This window comes from Granulicella sp. 5B5 (genome assembly GCF_014083945.1).
Taxonomy (GTDB): Bacteria; Acidobacteriota; Terriglobia; order Terriglobales; family Acidobacteriaceae; genus Granulicella.
In genome coordinates this window covers 1,501,772-1,519,482 of the sequence record NZ_CP046444.1, presented here as the reverse complement: position 1 = coordinate 1,519,482, position 17,711 = coordinate 1,501,772, and the positions used below count along the sequence as shown (strand labels likewise).

At 59.9% G+C, this 17,711-nt stretch carries 11 protein-coding genes; 10 read left to right on the top strand and 1 reads right to left on the bottom strand.

Features of this window, described 5'->3' with window-relative positions:
• Nucleotides 1–27 precede the first annotated feature (27 nt).
• The 4 genes from GOB94_RS06480 (at nt 28) to GOB94_RS06465 (ending at nt 3,605) form a co-directional block, all read left to right on the top strand.
• On the top strand, nt 28–237 hold the full coding sequence (locus tag GOB94_RS06480; protein WP_182278027.1) for a hypothetical protein: 210 nt from the start codon (nt 28–30) through the stop codon (nt 235–237).
• Between the two features lie 74 nt (nt 238–311).
• Nucleotides 312–1,616: a cupin domain-containing protein gene (locus tag GOB94_RS06475; protein WP_255484291.1), complete on the top strand. Its 1,305-nt coding sequence runs from the start codon at nt 312–314 to the stop codon at nt 1,614–1,616.
• 1,077 nt (nt 1,617–2,693) lie between these two features.
• Nucleotides 2,694–3,260, top strand: a complete 567-nt coding sequence (locus GOB94_RS06470) for a hypothetical protein (RefSeq protein ID WP_182278026.1) — start codon at nt 2,694–2,696, stop codon at nt 3,258–3,260.
• Nucleotides 3,261–3,335: 75 nt separating this feature from the next.
• Nucleotides 3,336–3,605 carry a hypothetical protein gene (locus GOB94_RS06465; RefSeq protein WP_182278025.1) on the top strand — a complete coding sequence of 90 codons (270 nt, stop codon included), beginning with the start codon at nt 3,336–3,338 and terminating at the stop codon, nt 3,603–3,605.
• Between the two features lie 360 nt (nt 3,606–3,965).
• Here the strand turns inward: GOB94_RS06465 and GOB94_RS06460 are convergent, their stop codons facing one another.
• Nucleotides 3,966–6,671, bottom strand: a complete 2,706-nt coding sequence (locus GOB94_RS06460; RefSeq protein WP_255484290.1) for a TonB-dependent receptor — start codon at nt 6,669–6,671, stop codon at nt 3,966–3,968.
• A gap of 629 nt (nt 6,672–7,300) precedes the next feature.
• Between GOB94_RS06460 and nadA the strand changes: the two genes are divergently transcribed.
• The 6 genes from nadA (at nt 7,301) to GOB94_RS06430 (ending at nt 16,948) form a co-directional block, all read left to right on the top strand.
• Nucleotides 7,301–8,632, top strand: coding sequence for a quinolinate synthase NadA (gene nadA, locus GOB94_RS06455; RefSeq protein ID WP_182278023.1), 1,332 nt, complete (start codon nt 7,301–7,303; stop codon nt 8,630–8,632).
• On the top strand, nt 8,629–10,179 hold the full coding sequence (gene nadB, locus GOB94_RS06450) for an L-aspartate oxidase (RefSeq protein WP_182278022.1): 1,551 nt from the start codon (nt 8,629–8,631) through the stop codon (nt 10,177–10,179). The genes nadA and nadB overlap by 4 nt, the downstream gene beginning before the upstream one ends.
• Nucleotides 10,172–11,038 carry a carboxylating nicotinate-nucleotide diphosphorylase gene (gene nadC / locus GOB94_RS06445; protein WP_182278021.1) on the top strand — a complete coding sequence of 289 codons (867 nt, stop codon included), beginning with the start codon at nt 10,172–10,174 and terminating at the stop codon, nt 11,036–11,038. The genes nadB and nadC overlap by 8 nt, the downstream gene beginning before the upstream one ends.
• A gap of 105 nt (nt 11,039–11,143) precedes the next feature.
• Complete coding sequence (locus tag GOB94_RS06440; protein ID WP_182278020.1) at nt 11,144–12,655, top strand: tetratricopeptide repeat protein; 1,512 nt, start codon at nt 11,144–11,146, stop codon at nt 12,653–12,655.
• 106 nt (nt 12,656–12,761) lie between these two features.
• On the top strand, nt 12,762–15,062 hold the full coding sequence (locus GOB94_RS06435; RefSeq protein WP_182278019.1) for a tetratricopeptide repeat protein: 2,301 nt from the start codon (nt 12,762–12,764) through the stop codon (nt 15,060–15,062).
• Entirely contained in the window at nt 15,059–16,948 is a 1,890-nt protein-coding gene (locus GOB94_RS06430; RefSeq protein ID WP_255484289.1) for a CRTAC1 family protein, read from the top strand. Before GOB94_RS06435 ends, GOB94_RS06430 begins: the two co-directional genes overlap by 4 nt.
• The last annotated feature ends 763 nt before the right edge of the window (nt 16,949–17,711 follow it).

The window sequence follows — 17,711 nt, the reverse complement described above, 5'->3', positions numbered from 1 at the left end:
AGGACTTTTTCGCAAGGAGACTTCCTCATGTCAGACCTCGACGGCCGCACCCGCGAACACGGTGGCGAGATCCACCACAAGAACCACTCCACCCACATCCACACCCTGCGCGAGACCTACGGCAAGCACTTCGCCCCCGGCTACGACGACCACACCACTCTCGGAGAGCTCCTCGAAAAGGAAAAGTTCGAGTCCCTCTCGCAGTACGTCAAGCACCACGGCCACCACGAGGCCTAGCTCCGTACTCCTACGGTTGCCCTCAGTCTCCACGTCGCTTAACCTAGGTCGGCACCCTATCCACGGAGCCGACCATGCCACACCCGCGCGACAACGAACACCCCGCCAAAGCCCTCATCGAGACCCCCGCCGAGATGCAAGCCCTCACCCGCCGCAGGTTCCTCGAAACCGGCTCGGCCACGCTCCTCGCCGCCGCCAGCCTCACCGCAACCGCAGCGGCCCAGCAAGCCGCGCAGTCTCCCTACCGCTCGCCCGACCACCACACCGTCCCCGAGTCCCAGCCCGCCCCGCTCAACGCCCCACTCGACGCCGAAAACCCCGACTCTGTCTTCGCCCCGCCCACTGACTCCGGCGGCCAGCCTCCCTTCAAATACTCCTTCTCCCTCGCCCACAAGCGCCAGGAGTCCGGCGGCTGGACCCGCCAGGTCACCGTCCGCGACCTCCCTATCTCCAAAAAGATGGCCGGCGTCCAGATGCGTCTCATCGCCGGCGGCATCCGCGAGCTCCACTGGCACGTCGGCGCCGAGTGGGCCCTCATGCTCACCGGCTCCGCCCGCATCACCGCCGTCGACCAGCACGGCCGCTCCCACGTCTCCGACGTCCACGCCGGCGACCTCTGGATCTTCCCAGGCGGCATCCCGCACTCCATCCAGGGCCTCGGCCCCGACGGCGCCGAGTTCCTCCTCGTCTTCGACGACGGCAACTTCAACGAGTTCGAAACCTTCCTCCTCACCGACTGGCTGCACCACACCCCGCCCGAGGTCCTCGCCAAAAACTTCGGCGTCCCCGCCAGCACCTTTGCCAACGTCCCCCCGCACGAGCTCTTCATCTTCGCCCGTGATCTCCCCCGCCCGCTCGCCGAAGAGCAGCAGCAATCCGAGCAGGGAACCGGCCCCGTCCCGCACAGCTTCGCCTTCCAGCCCAGCCAGATGCAGCCCACCAAGACCAACCCAGGCGGCGAGGTCCGCGTCATCGACCGCTCCATCTGGCCCGCGACGAACATCGCGGCAGCACTCGTCACCCTCAAGCCCGGCGGCCTCCGCGAGCTCCACTGGCACCCTAACGAGGACGAGTGGCAGTACTACGTCTCCGGCACCGGCCGCATGACCGTCTTCGCCGCCGGCGCCCGCGCCCGCACCATGGACTTCACCGCCGGCGACGTCGGCTACATCGAGCGCTCCGCCCCCCACTACATCGAAAACACCGGCACCACCGACCTCATCTTCATCGAAGTCTTCCCCACACCCTTCTACGAGGACATCTCCCTCGCCGAGTGGCTAGCCCACACCCCTACCCGCCTCGTCGACCAGCACCTCGCCACCGGCGAATCCTTCCTAACCCAAATCCCCAAAAAAGAAGCCATCATCGTCCCGGAATAACTCACCCACACATCTATTCCTTGTCATTCCTGCAGGGAATCTGCGTTTAGACTGCACCACCCAAACCGTGTCATCTCGACCGAAGCAGGACAGCTCCATCGTCCTGCGCAGCGGAGAGACCTGCGTTTGGAACAGCCCATGCTCTCCCCCTTGTCATTCCGCAGCGCAGCGAAGGAATCTGCTTAACCACGAGTCTTCGAAGGGGCACGGTTTCAGAGCCTGCCCTGAGCGAAGCCGAATGGGTGCCAACAACCACCGCCCCGCAGCCCCTTCCACCCTGCCGGAGGCCGGAGCGAAGGCGCAGCCGCAGCGACTGAATCGCCTTCGCTCGTGCGGGCTACGATCACCCGCGCAAAAAATCACGTCCTCGTTGGGGGCAGGCCCACACCCCACCTGCCTCGTCGACAAACACCTCCACCGGGAACCCGTACTTAACCCAAATCCCCAAAAAGAGGACATCATCGTCCCCCAAAGCGCCCATAATTTGGGTCAATCAATGACGAGACAACCAAGTTCGGAACCGATTTTGCACACAAAATTGTGAAAATAATGTGGACAACAGCATCCTGGCACGCGATACTGCGTCCAACTAGTCGATACTAAGCATCCTGGCTACATGCCATGCTTGGCGGTGTCCAGATGGACGATCGGACGGCAGGAAGCACGGTGACCGCAGAGCAGTATGCCAGGACCGACAAAGAGCCAACTCGAGTTTCAATATCGCGTTCAACGGTTGCGGTTGTTTCAGAAGTTTGGGTTGTACGTAACGGTAGTGCTGGTCGCGGCCCTTGGCTTCCACTGTGTTTATCAATGTATTCGCGAACTCGCAGGAAAACAGACTACCGCGTCTGTGCTCATGTCTCTGTACGCAGCGCTCAAAGCACCTCGGGCATTGGCGATTGCTCTAGCGTATTCGTCAACCGGTATCGCCTCAGCTTGGGGCTATGGCGAAAGATGTGGGAAGAAGCGAGCGATTGCCCGCCTTCATCCCATGGCGAGAAAGGCCCAAGCCATGCTTGATGCCGACAAAGGTTCTAGCAACATAACGCTCAGTGGTGATACTGGACCAGAGGACGTATGACATCTGCCATCTTTTATATGAGTTCGATTGTCTTTTCCGGCGTAGCAATTTTTGCGCTTTGGCAATTTGGCTTGAAAAAGTTGATGCTCGACGATTTTCGCGACGCTCTGTTCGCAGTGCGGGACCGACTCTATGCGTTAGCGCAGGACGGTCGGATTTCGTGTAGTGCCCCGGCGTATCGCTCGGTTGAGGTGTTCATAAACCGAACCATTCGATATGCACATCACTTCACTTTTCTCTCGTTCGCTATGTCGGTTTGGCATATGCAGGAGGCGAGCGAACGAGAGAATGCGGGACCACCCTCGGAGCCCATGTTCAAACAAGTCGAGGCACTGAAGGACGAGGACGTTAAGCGCGATCTGATCAGCATCATAGAAGAGGTCAGTGACTTGCTCCCACGCTATATCGCTAAATCGTCTTTGATGTTCATGATCGGAAGTCTCATCTACGTGGTCTTCCGGTCCGTGTCACCGATCGTTGCGAGAAGCAAGCAAAAAGCTGTGGAGACGTTTGAGGTCGAGGCTTACAGAGATGAGAAGTTCTCACATTATTCTCCAGCATAGGTTCTCTAGAGTTCTGAGGCGGTGTTAACGGTTCAATTCGCGAACTTCGCCGACCTTTATTTGAGCATTCTTCCAATGGCCACTCTCGAACTCTCACGTGAATCCCACCGGCAGTGCTGGCTCACCTGCAGGCGACACTTCGCCCTTAACGAGGTCGTAAACCGTCTACCCGGCTTGAACGACTCCAGTAGGCAGGTCAGCGACTGGCTCTACCGCAACCGCGAAGCCATCAATGACCGCCTTGATGTCAGCTTCGCCCAGGCCGAACGCTGTGAGTCCTACTCGCCCGAAGAAGCTCTGAAGATGCTCTCCGAGCGCCGCCTCGCCCGGGCTTCTCTGGCGTGATACTGCCGTCAACCCTTGACAACCTCATCCCCGTCATAACCCTAACAAAACAATCCTAATAGCCCCCAAAAACGAAAAACACATTCACCCCACCCCACCCGCTATACTGGAACTAGGGGAACCATCACCAGCTTTCTACTCCCTATCCCCTGCTCTCTGCCTTAACCCCTTTCTTTTCCATATCATACCCGTAACTATATACAGAATCAGTCACTTAGCCCCGGGATCACCCCGTAAGTCGATGATTCTGCTAGACCCCCCCGCTACATACGGAGGGGGGAGGGGGTATCGATCTCCCGCCCAAAACAAAACCGGCGAGCAGACTTCGCTCGCCGGTCTCATCTCCTGTAAACATCCTGTCTAGAAGTGGAAGCCAACCTCAGCAGTCAGCGCCCGCGGAGTCACATAATGCGTTCCGCTGAACGTCGAGAGGAAGTTGTACAGCGCGTACTTGTTCAGGATGTTCACGCCCGTAAGCCGCAAACTCCACTTGTACCGATCTCCCTTGAACAGGTCATCATCGCCAATCGAGGCATCGAACAGGTTCCTCGGCGCAATGCGCGGCGGGTTCTTGTCGTCGTCCTCGGTTCCAGGAGCAGGGATGTTGATCAGGCGCGACGTAAGCTGCGAGGCAAGGCACTGCGTAAACCCGCCATTGGCCAGCGTTGCATGTACCCCATTGCAGATCAGTCCAGCCTGGAACTGCTCATCCGCCGTCAACCCAGACAGGTTGATTCCCGGCTGACCATTGATCAGGATCGAGTCCGGTCCGCACAGGCTGTTCGGGTCCGTCACGCCATAGCAAGGCGCCGAACCAGCCACCAGCCCCGAATCATACCGCCAGTTCACAGCCACCCACGGAGCCCGCTTGACAGGCAAGGTGTACTGGACGTGGGTAGTCTCGTTGTACCGCTCGTCATGGTCGATACGGAAGGGGTAGAGGGCCCCCCCGGCAGCCACCGTAGCCCCCGCCCCCGAAACCTGCGGCGGAAAGAATCGCGCTGCCACGGAACTCATAACAACATAAGCAGTTAGGTTGTGGTAGTTCGGCACGTCAACCCGCAGATCGAACCCCGGAATCTTGGAGTTGTGCCAGTCAATCGGAAACGTGATCGGCGTATTTCCGAGCACCGAGAAGTCGAACGCGTTATGCGTGTACTTCCAGATGTAATCCCCCGAGAACACCAAATGCTTCCCAAACGCCTGCTGCAATCCAGCATGGAACTCGTTCCGGAATCCGGGCTGCAGCGTCGTCCCAACGCCAGAGGTGCAAAGCAGCAGCGGAGCAAGGACATCGTTCCCGCAACCAACACTGGAAAGCACCAGGTTCTCGTTGAAGGGAGTCTCCAGCGTTCGCGCATAGCTCGCCCGCAAGACGGTCCCGCTCTGCTTGATCGTGTACGACAGACCGACGCGCGGCTCAGCCTGCCGCTGTACCGTCAGCCCGTTGTATAGATCGCCGCGGATACCGAGGTTGAACAGCCAGTTGCCCGCCTTGATGTTGTCCTCGACATAAAGCCCTAGCTCCTTCACATCCGTCCGCCCCAGGAAGTTGTACTCCCCGCCCCCCCGCGTAAGGTCATAAGGCAACAACACGGGGTTGAAGGTACCGCCTACCGAAGGATCATTGGAAACGTAGCCATAATTGGCGCACTGACTAGGATCACTAAACCCGGCAACGGCAGCTCCAGTAGCATCCACGCAGGGAGCGTTGAAGAAAGCCGAAACGACTCCAAGCGTGTCGTTCTCTCGTAGGAACGTCTGCGAATACAAACCACCAATCTTGAAGCTGTTGATGCCATGCGTGTAGGAGAAGTCGGAATGTACGGCTGCATTGGTCAGCGACCGCGCCTGCCCGATCGACTGATTCTGCAGGTTCGGTGCGGACTTATCAGCCAGCGGGTTGTTGCTTGGGTAGTAGTTGTAAGCATCGCGACGCACGTAGGCGCCGAAGTTGAAGACGGCCGACGCCCCAATGGTCCGCGTATAACCCGGCGCGATGTTGTAGGTAAGAATCTGCGAGCGTTGATCGGCATTTCCGACCGAACCGAACACAGGATTGGGAGTGGCCCCACCGCTGATGACGTTCTGTACATTCAGATTGTCGTAGTCATTGGGTGTTTGAAACCACGAACGACTCACTGAAAAGTTAATGTGAACCGAATCTGCTGATGTAAGCTGTCGATCCACTCGATCGAAGATGTTGTACTCATTTCCTTTATCGTGAAAGACCGTAAACTCCGGGGGATCGAGGAAGCGACCGGTGTTGAGAGCATCGATCTCGAAGAAATTACCCCACTTAGGCCCGCCATAGCTGATGTCGAATGTGCCGTTAGTGGAACCGAAGCTGCCATAAGAAGCAGTGACTGAACCAGTTGGCTTGTTGACCCCGAGACCTGAGCGCGTCGTCACATCGATCACGAGGCTGGTTTTGCCGCCGTACTCTGCTGGTGGAGCACCCGAGATTACCTCGATCGATTGGACGGCGTTGACCGGCAGTTGGTTAGAGAAGACCTTGCTCTGTTGATCTGTAATGGACTGCCCGTCAATCGAAAAGGAGTTCGAGGCGTGGTCACCGAGTCCGTGAAACAGGCCGTTGGAATCGGCCGAGACGCCTGGCGAAGCGAGTGTTACTAGCGAGCTGAGGCCTGAGGACTGGCTCTCAAGGGGAAGTTTGTTGAACAGTCCACGATCCACATCAGTATGAAAAGTAGGATCACTTTCCGTAAGGTCCCCTGCGTCCACTTCTACTGTGGTGTTAGTAGAACCAATCGTAAGGGTGATGTTTGCGGTGACGGGCACAAAAGAATCAAGTTTGACGTCCTTGTGGGAGCCAGAAAATCCGGATGCGGTGGTGACGAGAGAATAGGGATTGAGCGGGACATTCGCGAATTGGTAATGACCGCTTGTATCGGTGGTGGTCTTACGGCTGTAGCCACTGACGGGGTTTTCGATAATGACGGCGGCTCCGGGGATAGCTGCACCTGTGGAGTCCGCAACGGTGCCGGAAATAGTAGCGGAGTTGCCTGCGGACTGGGCAGCAGCGGGTATGATTGCTGCGCCCATCAAGGAAAAGAGTAGGAATAGAGAAGAGGATACCGCCACCTGTGTGACGCGCTGACGAGTCGTGTACATACACTGCCTTCCCATGGGTTAGAGGCCTGTTTGTCTGGAGATCGAATACGATCTATGCGCGATGAGCAGACACAGGTGGGGGACGGGTGTAGTGGTGAGCGTGGATAAAAGTGCGTGGCCGCGTGATAGGCGCACCCGGTACAAGATCCTGAAAAACTTGGATGAGGACAACTTGACCGGGAGCGCTGGCGATCTGAGCAACTGCATGAGCCGTAACGCAGAGGCCGCAGGTGCCATGGTCGTCGGCTGAGTTCTGATGCGAGTGTGTAACCGAAACTGTTCCGCTCAGAAAAACGAGAGCGATGCATAGCGCGCTAAGCAGGAGCTGCCAGCGGCACGGCGACGTCGTTTTGGCGCGGTTCAACACTAATTTGAGTATAGACCGGCAGACGTAGAGTTGGGAGCTGGTTCTCAATAAGGACCATGTCCGAGCTGCAGAATTACGATGGGTTGCGACTTGGGATTCGCGTTGGAAGTAGTTCCGGACTAGGCTAGTTATTAGAGATGGAATCGAATGCGCTTTGTGCAGCATCTTCTATCTAAAGAAGAGGAGAGGCAACGTGCCATCCGTAGAAGAGACGATCCAGCTGATTCGCATTGGCGAACGGCCAGGTGTAGTGACAACGTGTTCGGCGGCGTTGGCTGACGCGCCCTGGGAACTGGATGCGAAAGAGCCAGGATATGGGCCGGGGGCGTCGATGTGGGACGTGCTGCCGCGCTCTTTGGCCGAAGCGACGCCACGTCAGGGGAGTTTGCCGCGGGAGTATCGCGAGGCTTCAAGGGACGAGCTGAACCGGCGGATTCTGGCGGCGAAGGCAGAACTGGGCGAGCGGCTCGTAGTGCTCGGGCACTTCTATCAGCGCGATGAGGTGGTGAAGTATGCCGACTTTGTGGGCGACTCATTCCAGCTGGCGCAGGCGACGAAGACGCGTCCGAAGGCCGAGGCGATTGTGTTCTGCGGTGTGCACTTTATGGCGGAGACGGCGGAGATGCTGTCGGGGCCGGAGCAAAAGGTGATTCTGCCGAACCTGGCGGCGGGATGCTCGATGGCGGACATGGCCGATCTGGATTCGGTGATGGATTGCTGGGAGCAGCAGGAAGAGCTATATGGGACGGCGCCGGATGCGGCGGGGCGGGTGCCGGTGATTCCGGTGACGTATATGAACTCGTCGGCGGCGCTGAAGGGGTTTTGCGGGGAGCGCGGCGGGATTGTTTGCACATCGTCGAATGCGAGCGCAGTGCTGAAGTGGGCGTTTGAGCGTGGGCAGCGGGTGCTGTTTTTTCCTGATCAACATTTGGGACGGAATACGGGGAAGGCGATGGGGATTCCGCTGGAGCAGATGCCGATGTGGAACCCGAACAAGGAACTTGGTGGCAATACTGCGGAGGCTTTGCGCGATGCGCGCGTGTTGTTGTGGCATGGGTTCTGCTCGGTGCATAAGCGGTTTACGGTGAACCAGATCAAAAACGCGCGCGAGCGGCATCCTGGGGTGAAGGTGATCGTGCATCCGGAGTGCCCTATGGAGGTTGTCGACGCGGCGGATGCTTCGGGATCGACAGACTATATTCGCAAGGTGATTGAGGCGGCGGTGGAGCCGACGACGTTTGCTATCGGGACGGAGATCAACTTGGTGCAGCGGCTGGCGAATGATCATCCACAGCATACGATTTTTTGCCTGGACTCAATTGTGTGCCCGTGCTCAACGATGTACCGGATTCATCCGGGGTATCTGGCGTGGGTGATGGAAGGGCTGCTGCGCGGCGAGGTGCTGAACCAGATCACAGTGTCGGAACAGGTTGCGATCCATGCGAGGGTGGCGCTAGAGCGAATGTTGAGCGTACTGCCGCCGAAGTCGGTTGTGACTTCGCCCGGGACGACGGTGAGTGCATGAAGAGAGTCGTCGTCGTAGGTAGTGGCATTGCGGGGCTGGTGGCCGCGCTGGAATTGAGTGACAAGTGCGAGGTCACGCTGGTGACCAAGGCGGCGCTCGCAGATAGCAATACTCGCTGGGCGCAGGGCGGCATTGCGGCGGTGATGTTTGAGGACGACAGCGTGCCGGAGCACATTGCGGACACGTTGAGTGCGGGAGCTGGACTGTGCGATGCCGCTGCGGTGGAGGTGCTGTGCAGCGAGGGGCCGCTGCGGATTCGTGATTTGATCCGGCTCGGTGTTGCATTCGATACGCATGAAGGTGAGCTGGCGCGCGGGTTGGAGGCGGCGCATGGCCATGCGCGGGTGCTCCATGCCGGCGGCGATGCTACAGGGCTGAACCTGGAGATGACGCTGGTGCGCGCGGTGCGTGCGGCGAATGTGCTTGTGATGGAGCATACGTTTGCGTGCGAGCTGGTGGTAAAAGATGAACGTGCGCGTGGGCTGGAGATACTAAGCGACGATGGGAAGCGCAGCGTGCTGGATGCGGATGCAGTGGTTCTAGCGTGCGGCGGGGCCGGCCAGCTGTATCGCTACAGTACGAACCCGGTTGTGGCGACGGGCGATGGCGTGGCGCTGGCGCTACGAGCCGGGGTGCAGCTAGCGGACATTGAGTTCTATCAGTTTCATCCGACAGCGCTGGCTACCCGGGAGACGTTTTTGATCTCCGAAGCGGTCCGCGGTGAGGGCGCCGTGCTGCTGGATGCCAAGGGCGAGCGGTTCATGCAGAAGCTGCATCCTGATGCGGAGCTTGCACCGCGGGATGTGGTGGCGCGGTCGATAGCATGGCAGATGGCCCTGCAAGGGGGCAAGCCGGTGCTGCTGGATGCGGCACGGCTGGAGCGTGAGATGGGCGCGGGATTTCTGGCAAAGCGGTTTCCAACGATCGATGCTGCGGTGAAGGCGCGCGGGTTCGACTGGACGAAGGAACCAGTGCCGGTGACTCCGGCGGCGCACTACTGGATGGGCGGAGTGAAGACGGATCTGTGGGGGCGAACGTCGATTGCCGGGCTATATGCGGCGGGTGAAGTGGCCTGTACAGGGGTGCATGGTGCGAACCGGCTGGCGAGCAACTCGCTGCTGGAGAGCCTGGTATATGCGTGGCGGTGCGCGGAGCAGTTGCCGCAGGACGATGTGCGACGCTGGCCCGAGGTGAGAGGCGCGGTGCTGGCGTTGGCGATGACCGAAGAGCGAGGCGCGCGCGAGGCGCAGCGTGGCGAGCTGCAGACGCTGATGTGGAACCGCGTGGGCATTGAGCGCAGCCGCGATGGGTTGCGCGAAGCAGCAGAGCAGATGGCGAGCTGGCGCGGATGCAACCGGCGGTCGGCGAATGCGTTTGAGCTGGAGACCGCGAACATGCTGACGATTGCGCGGGCGATGGTGACGGTGGCGCTGGAGCGGCGCGAGTCGCGTGGCGCCCACTACAGAGTGGACTATCCTGAGACACGGGTGGAGATGCAGCACTCGATTGTGTGTGCGGAGAAAGTACTGGTGGCGGCATATGAGTGAGTGGTGCAGGCTGCCTGAAGATGCGGTGACGAAGATTGTGCTAGCGGCTCTGGAGGAAGATGCACCGTGGGGAGATATTACCTCGCAGACGCTGATTCCAGAGGCGGCTGTGGTGACGGCGCAACTGGTGGCGCGTGAGCCCGGGGTATTGTGCGGTGTGGATGTCTTTCGCGCGGCGATGACGCTGACCGATGCGGAGATCGCGATGGAGTTTGTTGTCCACGACGGGGATGCGTTTATGGCCGGCGATGTGCTTGCGGCGGTGCGCGGACCGGCGCGTGGGGTGCTGCAGGCGGAGCGCGTGGCGCTGAATCTGGTGCAGAGGTTGAGTGGCATTGCGACGATGACGGCGCAGTATGTGAAGGCCGCGACGGGGACGAAGGCGCGGATTGTGGATACGCGGAAGACGACTCCGGGGCTGCGCGTGCTGGAAAGATATGCGGTGCGGTGCGGGGGCGGCAACAATCACCGGTATTCGCTGTCGGATGCGGTGATGGCGAAGGACAACCATCTTGCGGTGTTGAAGGCGAATGGTGTGGGCGATGTAACGGCGGCGCTACAGGCGATGAAGGACCGGTTACCGCATACGGTGCATGTGGAGGTTGAGGTCGACCGGCTTGACCAGATTGAGGCGGTACTGGCGGCGGGGGTGCATACGGTGCTGCTGGATAATTTTACGAATGACCAGCTATGCGAGGGCGTCGCGCTGATCGCGGGGCGTGCGCTGGTGGAGGCAAGTGGGGGAGTGACGTTGGAGAAGATTGCAGCGATTGCGGCAACGGGTGTGGATGTGATCTCGGTAGGTGCGCTGACGCATAGTGTGCGGGCGCTGGATCTGGGGTTGGATATTGGGACCTAGGTTGGGCTTCTGCAAGACGTATGGCGGGTGCTATCGTTTGGTTCGATGAGCGATGTGAGCTTGCGGGCGATGCGGAGGTGGGCACGGTGGGGAGTTTGCTGCTGCATGCTGTTGTGTGTGGCGTCGATGGCGTGGGGGCAGCAGACGGCTGAGGGGGCATTTCGTGCAGGGCAGGCGGCGCTGGCGCGGGGGGACCACGCGAAAGCGGTGCGGGAGTTTTCGGCTTCACTGACTTTGTATGCGCAGATGGAGTCGCAGGCGACGGCAGAACATAGAGCGCTGCCGCCGATCATATTGCAGCAGTATGCGTTTGCGCTGGCGACAGTGGGAAAGCTGGAAGAGGCGACGGCGCAGATGAAGGCGGCGTCGGAGAGCGCGCCTAAGGATGCGACGCTGCACGACAATTTGGGGTCTCTGTATGCGCAACAGAGGCAGTGGGCGGATGCGGAGCGGGAGTTTGTGGCGGCGTCGAGATTGATGCCAATGGATGCGAGGATGCATCTGCATGTGGGGCTGGCAATGCAGGCGCAAGGTGAGCCGGACGCGCTGAAGGAGATAGCAAGGGCGGCGGCGCTGGACCCGCGAAGTGAAGTGATTGCGCTGCAGTATGGCGTGGCACTGGAGCGCGCGGGCGAGGATGCGAAGGCGATCCCGGTGCTGCAGGGGCTTTTGGTAAAGCATTCGGTAGATATAGGTGCGATGTATGAGTTGGCGCTGGCGTTGCAGCGCAGCGACAGGGTGCCGGAGGCGGTGGGGCTGTTCGAGAAAGTGCTGCAGGCGCAGCCGCAGAACGCGGACGCGATGACGAACATGGGTATGGCGTTGACACAGGAGCAGCGTGCGAAGGACGCGGTGCCTGTGCTACAGAGGGCGGTGGAGATGGCCCCACAGAACGCAACGGCGCTGGAGGACCTGGCGGCGGCGTATGTGCAGCTAAACCAGTTGGACGATGCGGTGGTGCAACTGCAGGCAGCGGCGAAGCTGGAGCCGGATGCGGCGCAGGTGCATTACGATCTAGGGCTCGCGTACAAAATGCAGGACGATGCGGCGCGGGCGATTCCTGAACTAGAGCAGGCGGCGAAGCTGGATGCGAAGGAGCCGGAGGCGCCGCTGGCGCTGGGGATGCTCTATATGCAGACAGGGCGGTATGCGGAAGCGGCGCGGGAACTGAAGGCGTCGCTGGATATGCGGCCGAAGAATGGCGACGCGTGGGCGACGCTGGGGAGCGTTTACAACCATCTGGACAAGCTGCCGGAGGCCGAAGCGGCGCTGGCGGAGGCGATTGCGCAGCAGCCGGACCAGTCGGATGTGCACCTGACGCTGGCAGCGGTGTATGTGAAGGAGAACAAGATGCCGGAGGCGGTTGCGGAGCGGCATAAGGCAGCGGAGTTGATGCGCGCGCATATGAACGAGCAGCGCGCCGAGGTGGCGACGCATACCGGTGAGGGTTTGCTGAAGAGCGGCGATGTGGCAGGGGCGATGGTGCAGTTCAAGGATGCGCTGAATTACGACGCGAGCTACAGCGAGGCCCATGTGGGGTTGGCGAAGGTGTATGACGCGCAGGGGCGGAAGGCGGACGCCGCAGCGGAGCGGGCGAAACTCGTAAAGCAGCCGTAGGTGGTTATGGCAGTCCGGACGAGGGCGCAGTGGGCGAGCTGTCGTATACATCGCTATGACAGCGTCGTTATAATCCGGCACGATGCCAGATGTGGGAAGAGGTCCGATGCGGCGCGGGGTGTTGCTGGCAGTGCTGTGCGGCAGTGTGGGGCTGGCGGTGGGGTCGAGCTTTTCGATGACGCGGGTGGCGTGGGCGGCGGAGGACGGGAAGAAGGCCGTTGCGAAGGCTTCCGACGATAAGGCTGTCACGGCGAAGACTACGGCGGCAGATGCTGCTGTGGAGTCGGCGGCGCGCAAGGCGTATGCGGACAAGATTCGCGCGACGTACCAGTTCATCTCGGCAGGCACCGCGGAGGCGGTGTATGGCGAGGGCAAGCTGTCGCTGCCGGGGAATGCTTCGATCGAGGGGAACGATTTTATTCAGCCGAGCGCGTTTCCGACGGCTGAGTATTGCGGGCACTGCCACAAGGCGGCGTATGCACAGTGGCGGCAGGCGCTGCACTCGAACTCGTTTCGGACGCCGTTTTACCGGCACAGCGTGGACTTGCTGCGCGATGAAAAGGGGATCGCGTATACGCGGCATTGCGATAGCTGTCATAACCCGATTGGCGTGGTGTCCGGGGCGCTGAATCCACACTCGACGGTGGACCGGAGCTTCGATGGCGATGGGGTGACGTGCATGGTGTGCCACTCGATCCAGAAGGTGGACAGCAAGCTGGGCAACGGCAGCTATGTGATGGGCGTGCCGGCGGTGATGGTGGATGCGAATGGCAAGCGCATCACGGGGATGGTGCCGGATGCGGAGATCCTGGCGCACCTGGATTGGCACTCGAATGCGGTGATGCAGAAGAGTTACCAGTCGACGGAGTTCTGCTCGGCGTGCCACAAGGCGAACATGCCGGTGATGATGAATCAATACAAGTGGATTCGTTTGTTCAGCACGTATGACGAGTGGCAGGGATCGAAGTACTCGAAGGAAAACCCGCTAGTATTTTATCAGGCGGACTATGCCACATGCCAAGGCTGCCATATGAAGCGTGAGCCGATCAGCCTGCCCGATCCGGGAGCGAAGAAAGGGCTGCTGGCATCGCATCGTTGGCTGGCGGGGAACACGGCGGTGCCGTTCTATTACGGGTATGACGAGCAGCTGAAGCGGACGGAGGAGTTTCTGCAGACGGGGAACTATCTGAATGTGGACTTGTTCGGGATGAAGGTGAATGACGCGCCGCTGGTTGCGCCGCTGGGATCGGTGGCGTTTACGCTGCCGCCGAAGCCGACGATCGAGACGTATGTGGTGATCCAAAGCAAGGCGATTGGGCACTCGCTGATCCCCGAGGTGCGTGATCTGTATGAAGCATGGGTGTCGTTCAAGGTGAGCGATGCGACGGGCAAGATGGTGTATGAGAGCGGCTATCTGCGGACGGATGGGACGCTGGATCCGGGTGTGCACAGCTTTACGAACCGTCCGGTGAACTCGGCAGGCGAGTTTGTGGACGATCACAAGGTGTGGACGATCCATTCGGTGGCGTATGACAACACGATCCAGTCAGGGCGGTCGACGCTGGTACGGTACCGGTTCGAGGTGCCGGAGGGAGTGGTGTGGCCGATCATGATCAAGGCTGCTGTGGAGTATCGGCATCTGAGGCAGACGTATCTGAACAACGTGCTGGGGCCAAAGCATCCGGCATATCCGGTGGTGGAGATTGCGTCGCGGACGCGGACGATCAGTCTGGGCGAGAATGCGGTGACACCGGCGCGGGCGAATGACAATCCCGAGTGGATGCGGTGGAACAATGTGGGCATCGGATTGATGGATGAGTTGCAGTATGCCGATGCCGCTACGGCGTTCGAGCAGGTGGTGAAGTTGCGTCCGACGTATAAAGACGGTTGGGTGAATGTGGGGCTGAACGAGATTGAGTGGGAGAAGTATGCTGATGCGCGGGCTCCGTTGGAGAAGGCGCTGGAACTGGCCCCGAAGGACGCGCGTGCGCTGTACTACATGGCGCTGGTGGAGCGGCGCAATGGGAATTCAGTGGCGGAGATTGCAGATTTGCAAGAGGTGGTAAGGCAGTATCCGCGGGCACGGGATGCGTTGCGCGAGCTGGGCATCAGCTACTATCAGGGGCACCGGCCTGAGGATGCGGTGGCGACGTTCAAGCGGTTGCAGGGAGTTGATCCGGATGATCTGACGGCGCACTACAACCTGGCGATTTTGTACCGCAGGCTGGGGATGAAGGCGGAAGCGAGGCTTGAGTCTGAGGAGTATGCGATGAAGTGGATCGACCCGGCGGCACCGACGTACTCGCTGGATTACCTGCGGAAGCATCCGGAGCTTTCGAACGAGAGCGTGCCGTGGCATGTTCATGCAGAGACGCGGGCGATGGGAAGTGGAGCAGGAGAGCCGTGAAGAAGAGCGTGGACCGTAGAAGGTTTATCAAGTCGTTGAGCAGGACCGCGCTGGTACTGCCGTTTGCGGACATTCTTGCGCTGGCTGCGCCGGTGCAGCAGCAACAGAAGCCGGGGCCGATCAAGATTGGGCCGCAGGAGCGCAGCTACGACGCGCGGCCTGTGCCACCGCCGACGGGTGGACCGAAGAGCCCGATTGAAGGCACATCGCTGGGTTTGAGCTTTGTGGATGTGGCCTCGCAGGCAGGGCTGAATGTGGAGACGATCTACGGCGGCAAGTTCAAGAACACGTACCTGCTGGAGACGACCGGTTGCGGGCTTGCGTTCTATGACTATGATGACGACGGCTGGCAGGACCTGTTCCTGGTGAACGGCTGGAGGCTGGAGGGATTTCCTGCGGGGCAGGAGCCGCGGTGCCACCTGTTCAAGAACAACCGCGATGGCACGTTCACGGATGTGTCGAAGGGCTCTGGGCTGGAGCACAAGACGGGCTGGGGCCAGGCGTGCTGTGTGGGCGACTATGACAACGACGGCAAGGACGACCTGTTTGTGACGTACTACGGGCAGAATGCGCTATACCGCAACAACGGCAACGGCACGTTTACCGATGTGACGGAGAAGGCCGGGTTATTGCAGCCGGGGCCGAAGATCCGCTGGAATACGGGGTGTACGTTCGTGGACTATGACCGTGACGGGCATCTCGATTTGTTTGTGGCGAACTATGTTGATTTCGATTTGAAGACTGCGCCGAAGCCCGAGGACGGGCCGTGCACCTACAAAGGAATGCTGGTAGCTTGCGGGCCGCCAGGGCTGCCGGGTGGGCGCAACATTCTGTATCACAACAACGGGAACGGCACGTTTACCGATGTGAGCGAGAAGAGCGGCATGTGGACGGCGGTGGGCACGTATGGGCTGAGCGTGGCGGCGTCGGACCTGGATGGCGATGGCTGGCCGGATATCTACGTGGCGAACGATTCTGCGCCGGCGACGCTGTATCAGAACCAGAAGGACGGCACGTTCGTCGATATCGCGATCGAGGCCGGCGCGGCGCTGTCCGCGGAGGCGAAGCCGCAGGCGGGGATGGGGGTTTCGATTGGCGACTACAACCGCGACGGCACGATGGATGTGGTGAAGACGAACTTCGCGGGCGATACAGATTCGCTGTATGCGAACCTCGGCGGAGCTACGTTTGAGGACCACACGTATCCTGGCGGTCTGGGCGAGAACACCCGGCTGCTGGGGTGGGGCGTGGGGTTCTTCGATATGGACAACGACGGCTGGCCGGACATCCTGATGTCGAACGGGCATGTGTATCCAGAGGTCGACAAGTCGAAGGCGGACTTGAAGTATGCCGAGCACAAATATCTGTATCGCAATATGCAGAACGGGCGGTTTGAGGATGTGACGGCGCAGGGTGGGCCGGGGATCCTGGAGAAGGCGCCGGCGCGTGGGTGCGCGTTTGGGGACTACAACAACGATGGCTGCATGGATGTAGCGGTGAACTGCATCAACTCCGTGCCACAGTTGCTGCGTTGCGATTCGACGCTGAACCGCAACTGGATCAAGATCAAGCTTGTGGGGACGCGGTCGAACCGGTCGGGCATTGGCAGCCGCGTGATTGTGACGGCGAAGATGAAGCCCGATGCAGCGAAGGCACTGCGGCAGGACGATGAGCTGCGCAGCGGTGGAAGCTACTTTTCGCAGAACGACCTGCGGTTGCACTTTGGGCTGGATGAGGCCAAGAAGGTGGACACGGTGGAGATCCGCTGGCTGAGCGGGCAGATCGATATTCTGAAAGACCTGAGTGCGAACCAGCTGTATGTGATTCAAGAGGGTGGAAAGATTCTGCAGGCAGGACCTCTGCAGGCGGCCAAGGCGAAGGCTTGAGAGCGGCGAGGAGCGAAGTCTGCTCGCCGGTTTTGTTTGGGGCGGGATAGATACCCCCCTCCCCCCTCCCCTATGTAGCGGGGGTATCTAGCAGAATCATCGACTTACGAGGTGATCCCGGGGGTAAGTGGGTGATTCTGTATATAGTTACGGGTATGATATGGGAAACAAAGGGGATAGCGGGTGTATGTTTCCGTAAGAACTCATCTGCCGGGGAGCAGGGTTTAGTTGCCAATCTTGCCCCTATTTCTATTTTAGAGGTTTGAGGACAGGGAATGTGTTTTTAGATATGGTTTGGAATGTGTGGGTTAGGGGTGGCAGGGGTTGACAGGCGAGGTTGCCGGCGAAGACGAGCGGTTGGGTCCCCCGGGCTGAGTTGCCGACCGGGATGCAGATAGGTACACGCTCTATGGTGCCGTCGGAGCCTGAGAGGATCGATGCGATGTGAGAGATGCGGGCGCGGCTGCACAGCCGGGAGAGATTGCAGACCGAAGAGCGGCACGAGCTTTCATGGTGTTGCGTCACCGTGTCCCAGTGAGCGGTGTCTATGGACTAAAATCGAAATGTCCGTTCGCGTATTCGCATTTACTCGAACTCACAGCGATTATCGGTTTGGACATATCGATATCCCCATCCCCCTCGGGGGGTGTCTGCGGGTTATGTCGTCGATCAAGGTGACCGGCGAATTATGAATTATTGAAGAGATTCGCAAGTAGAACAAATGCTTCGGGATAGTGTTCCGCATTCCTTTGGGGTGGTGTGG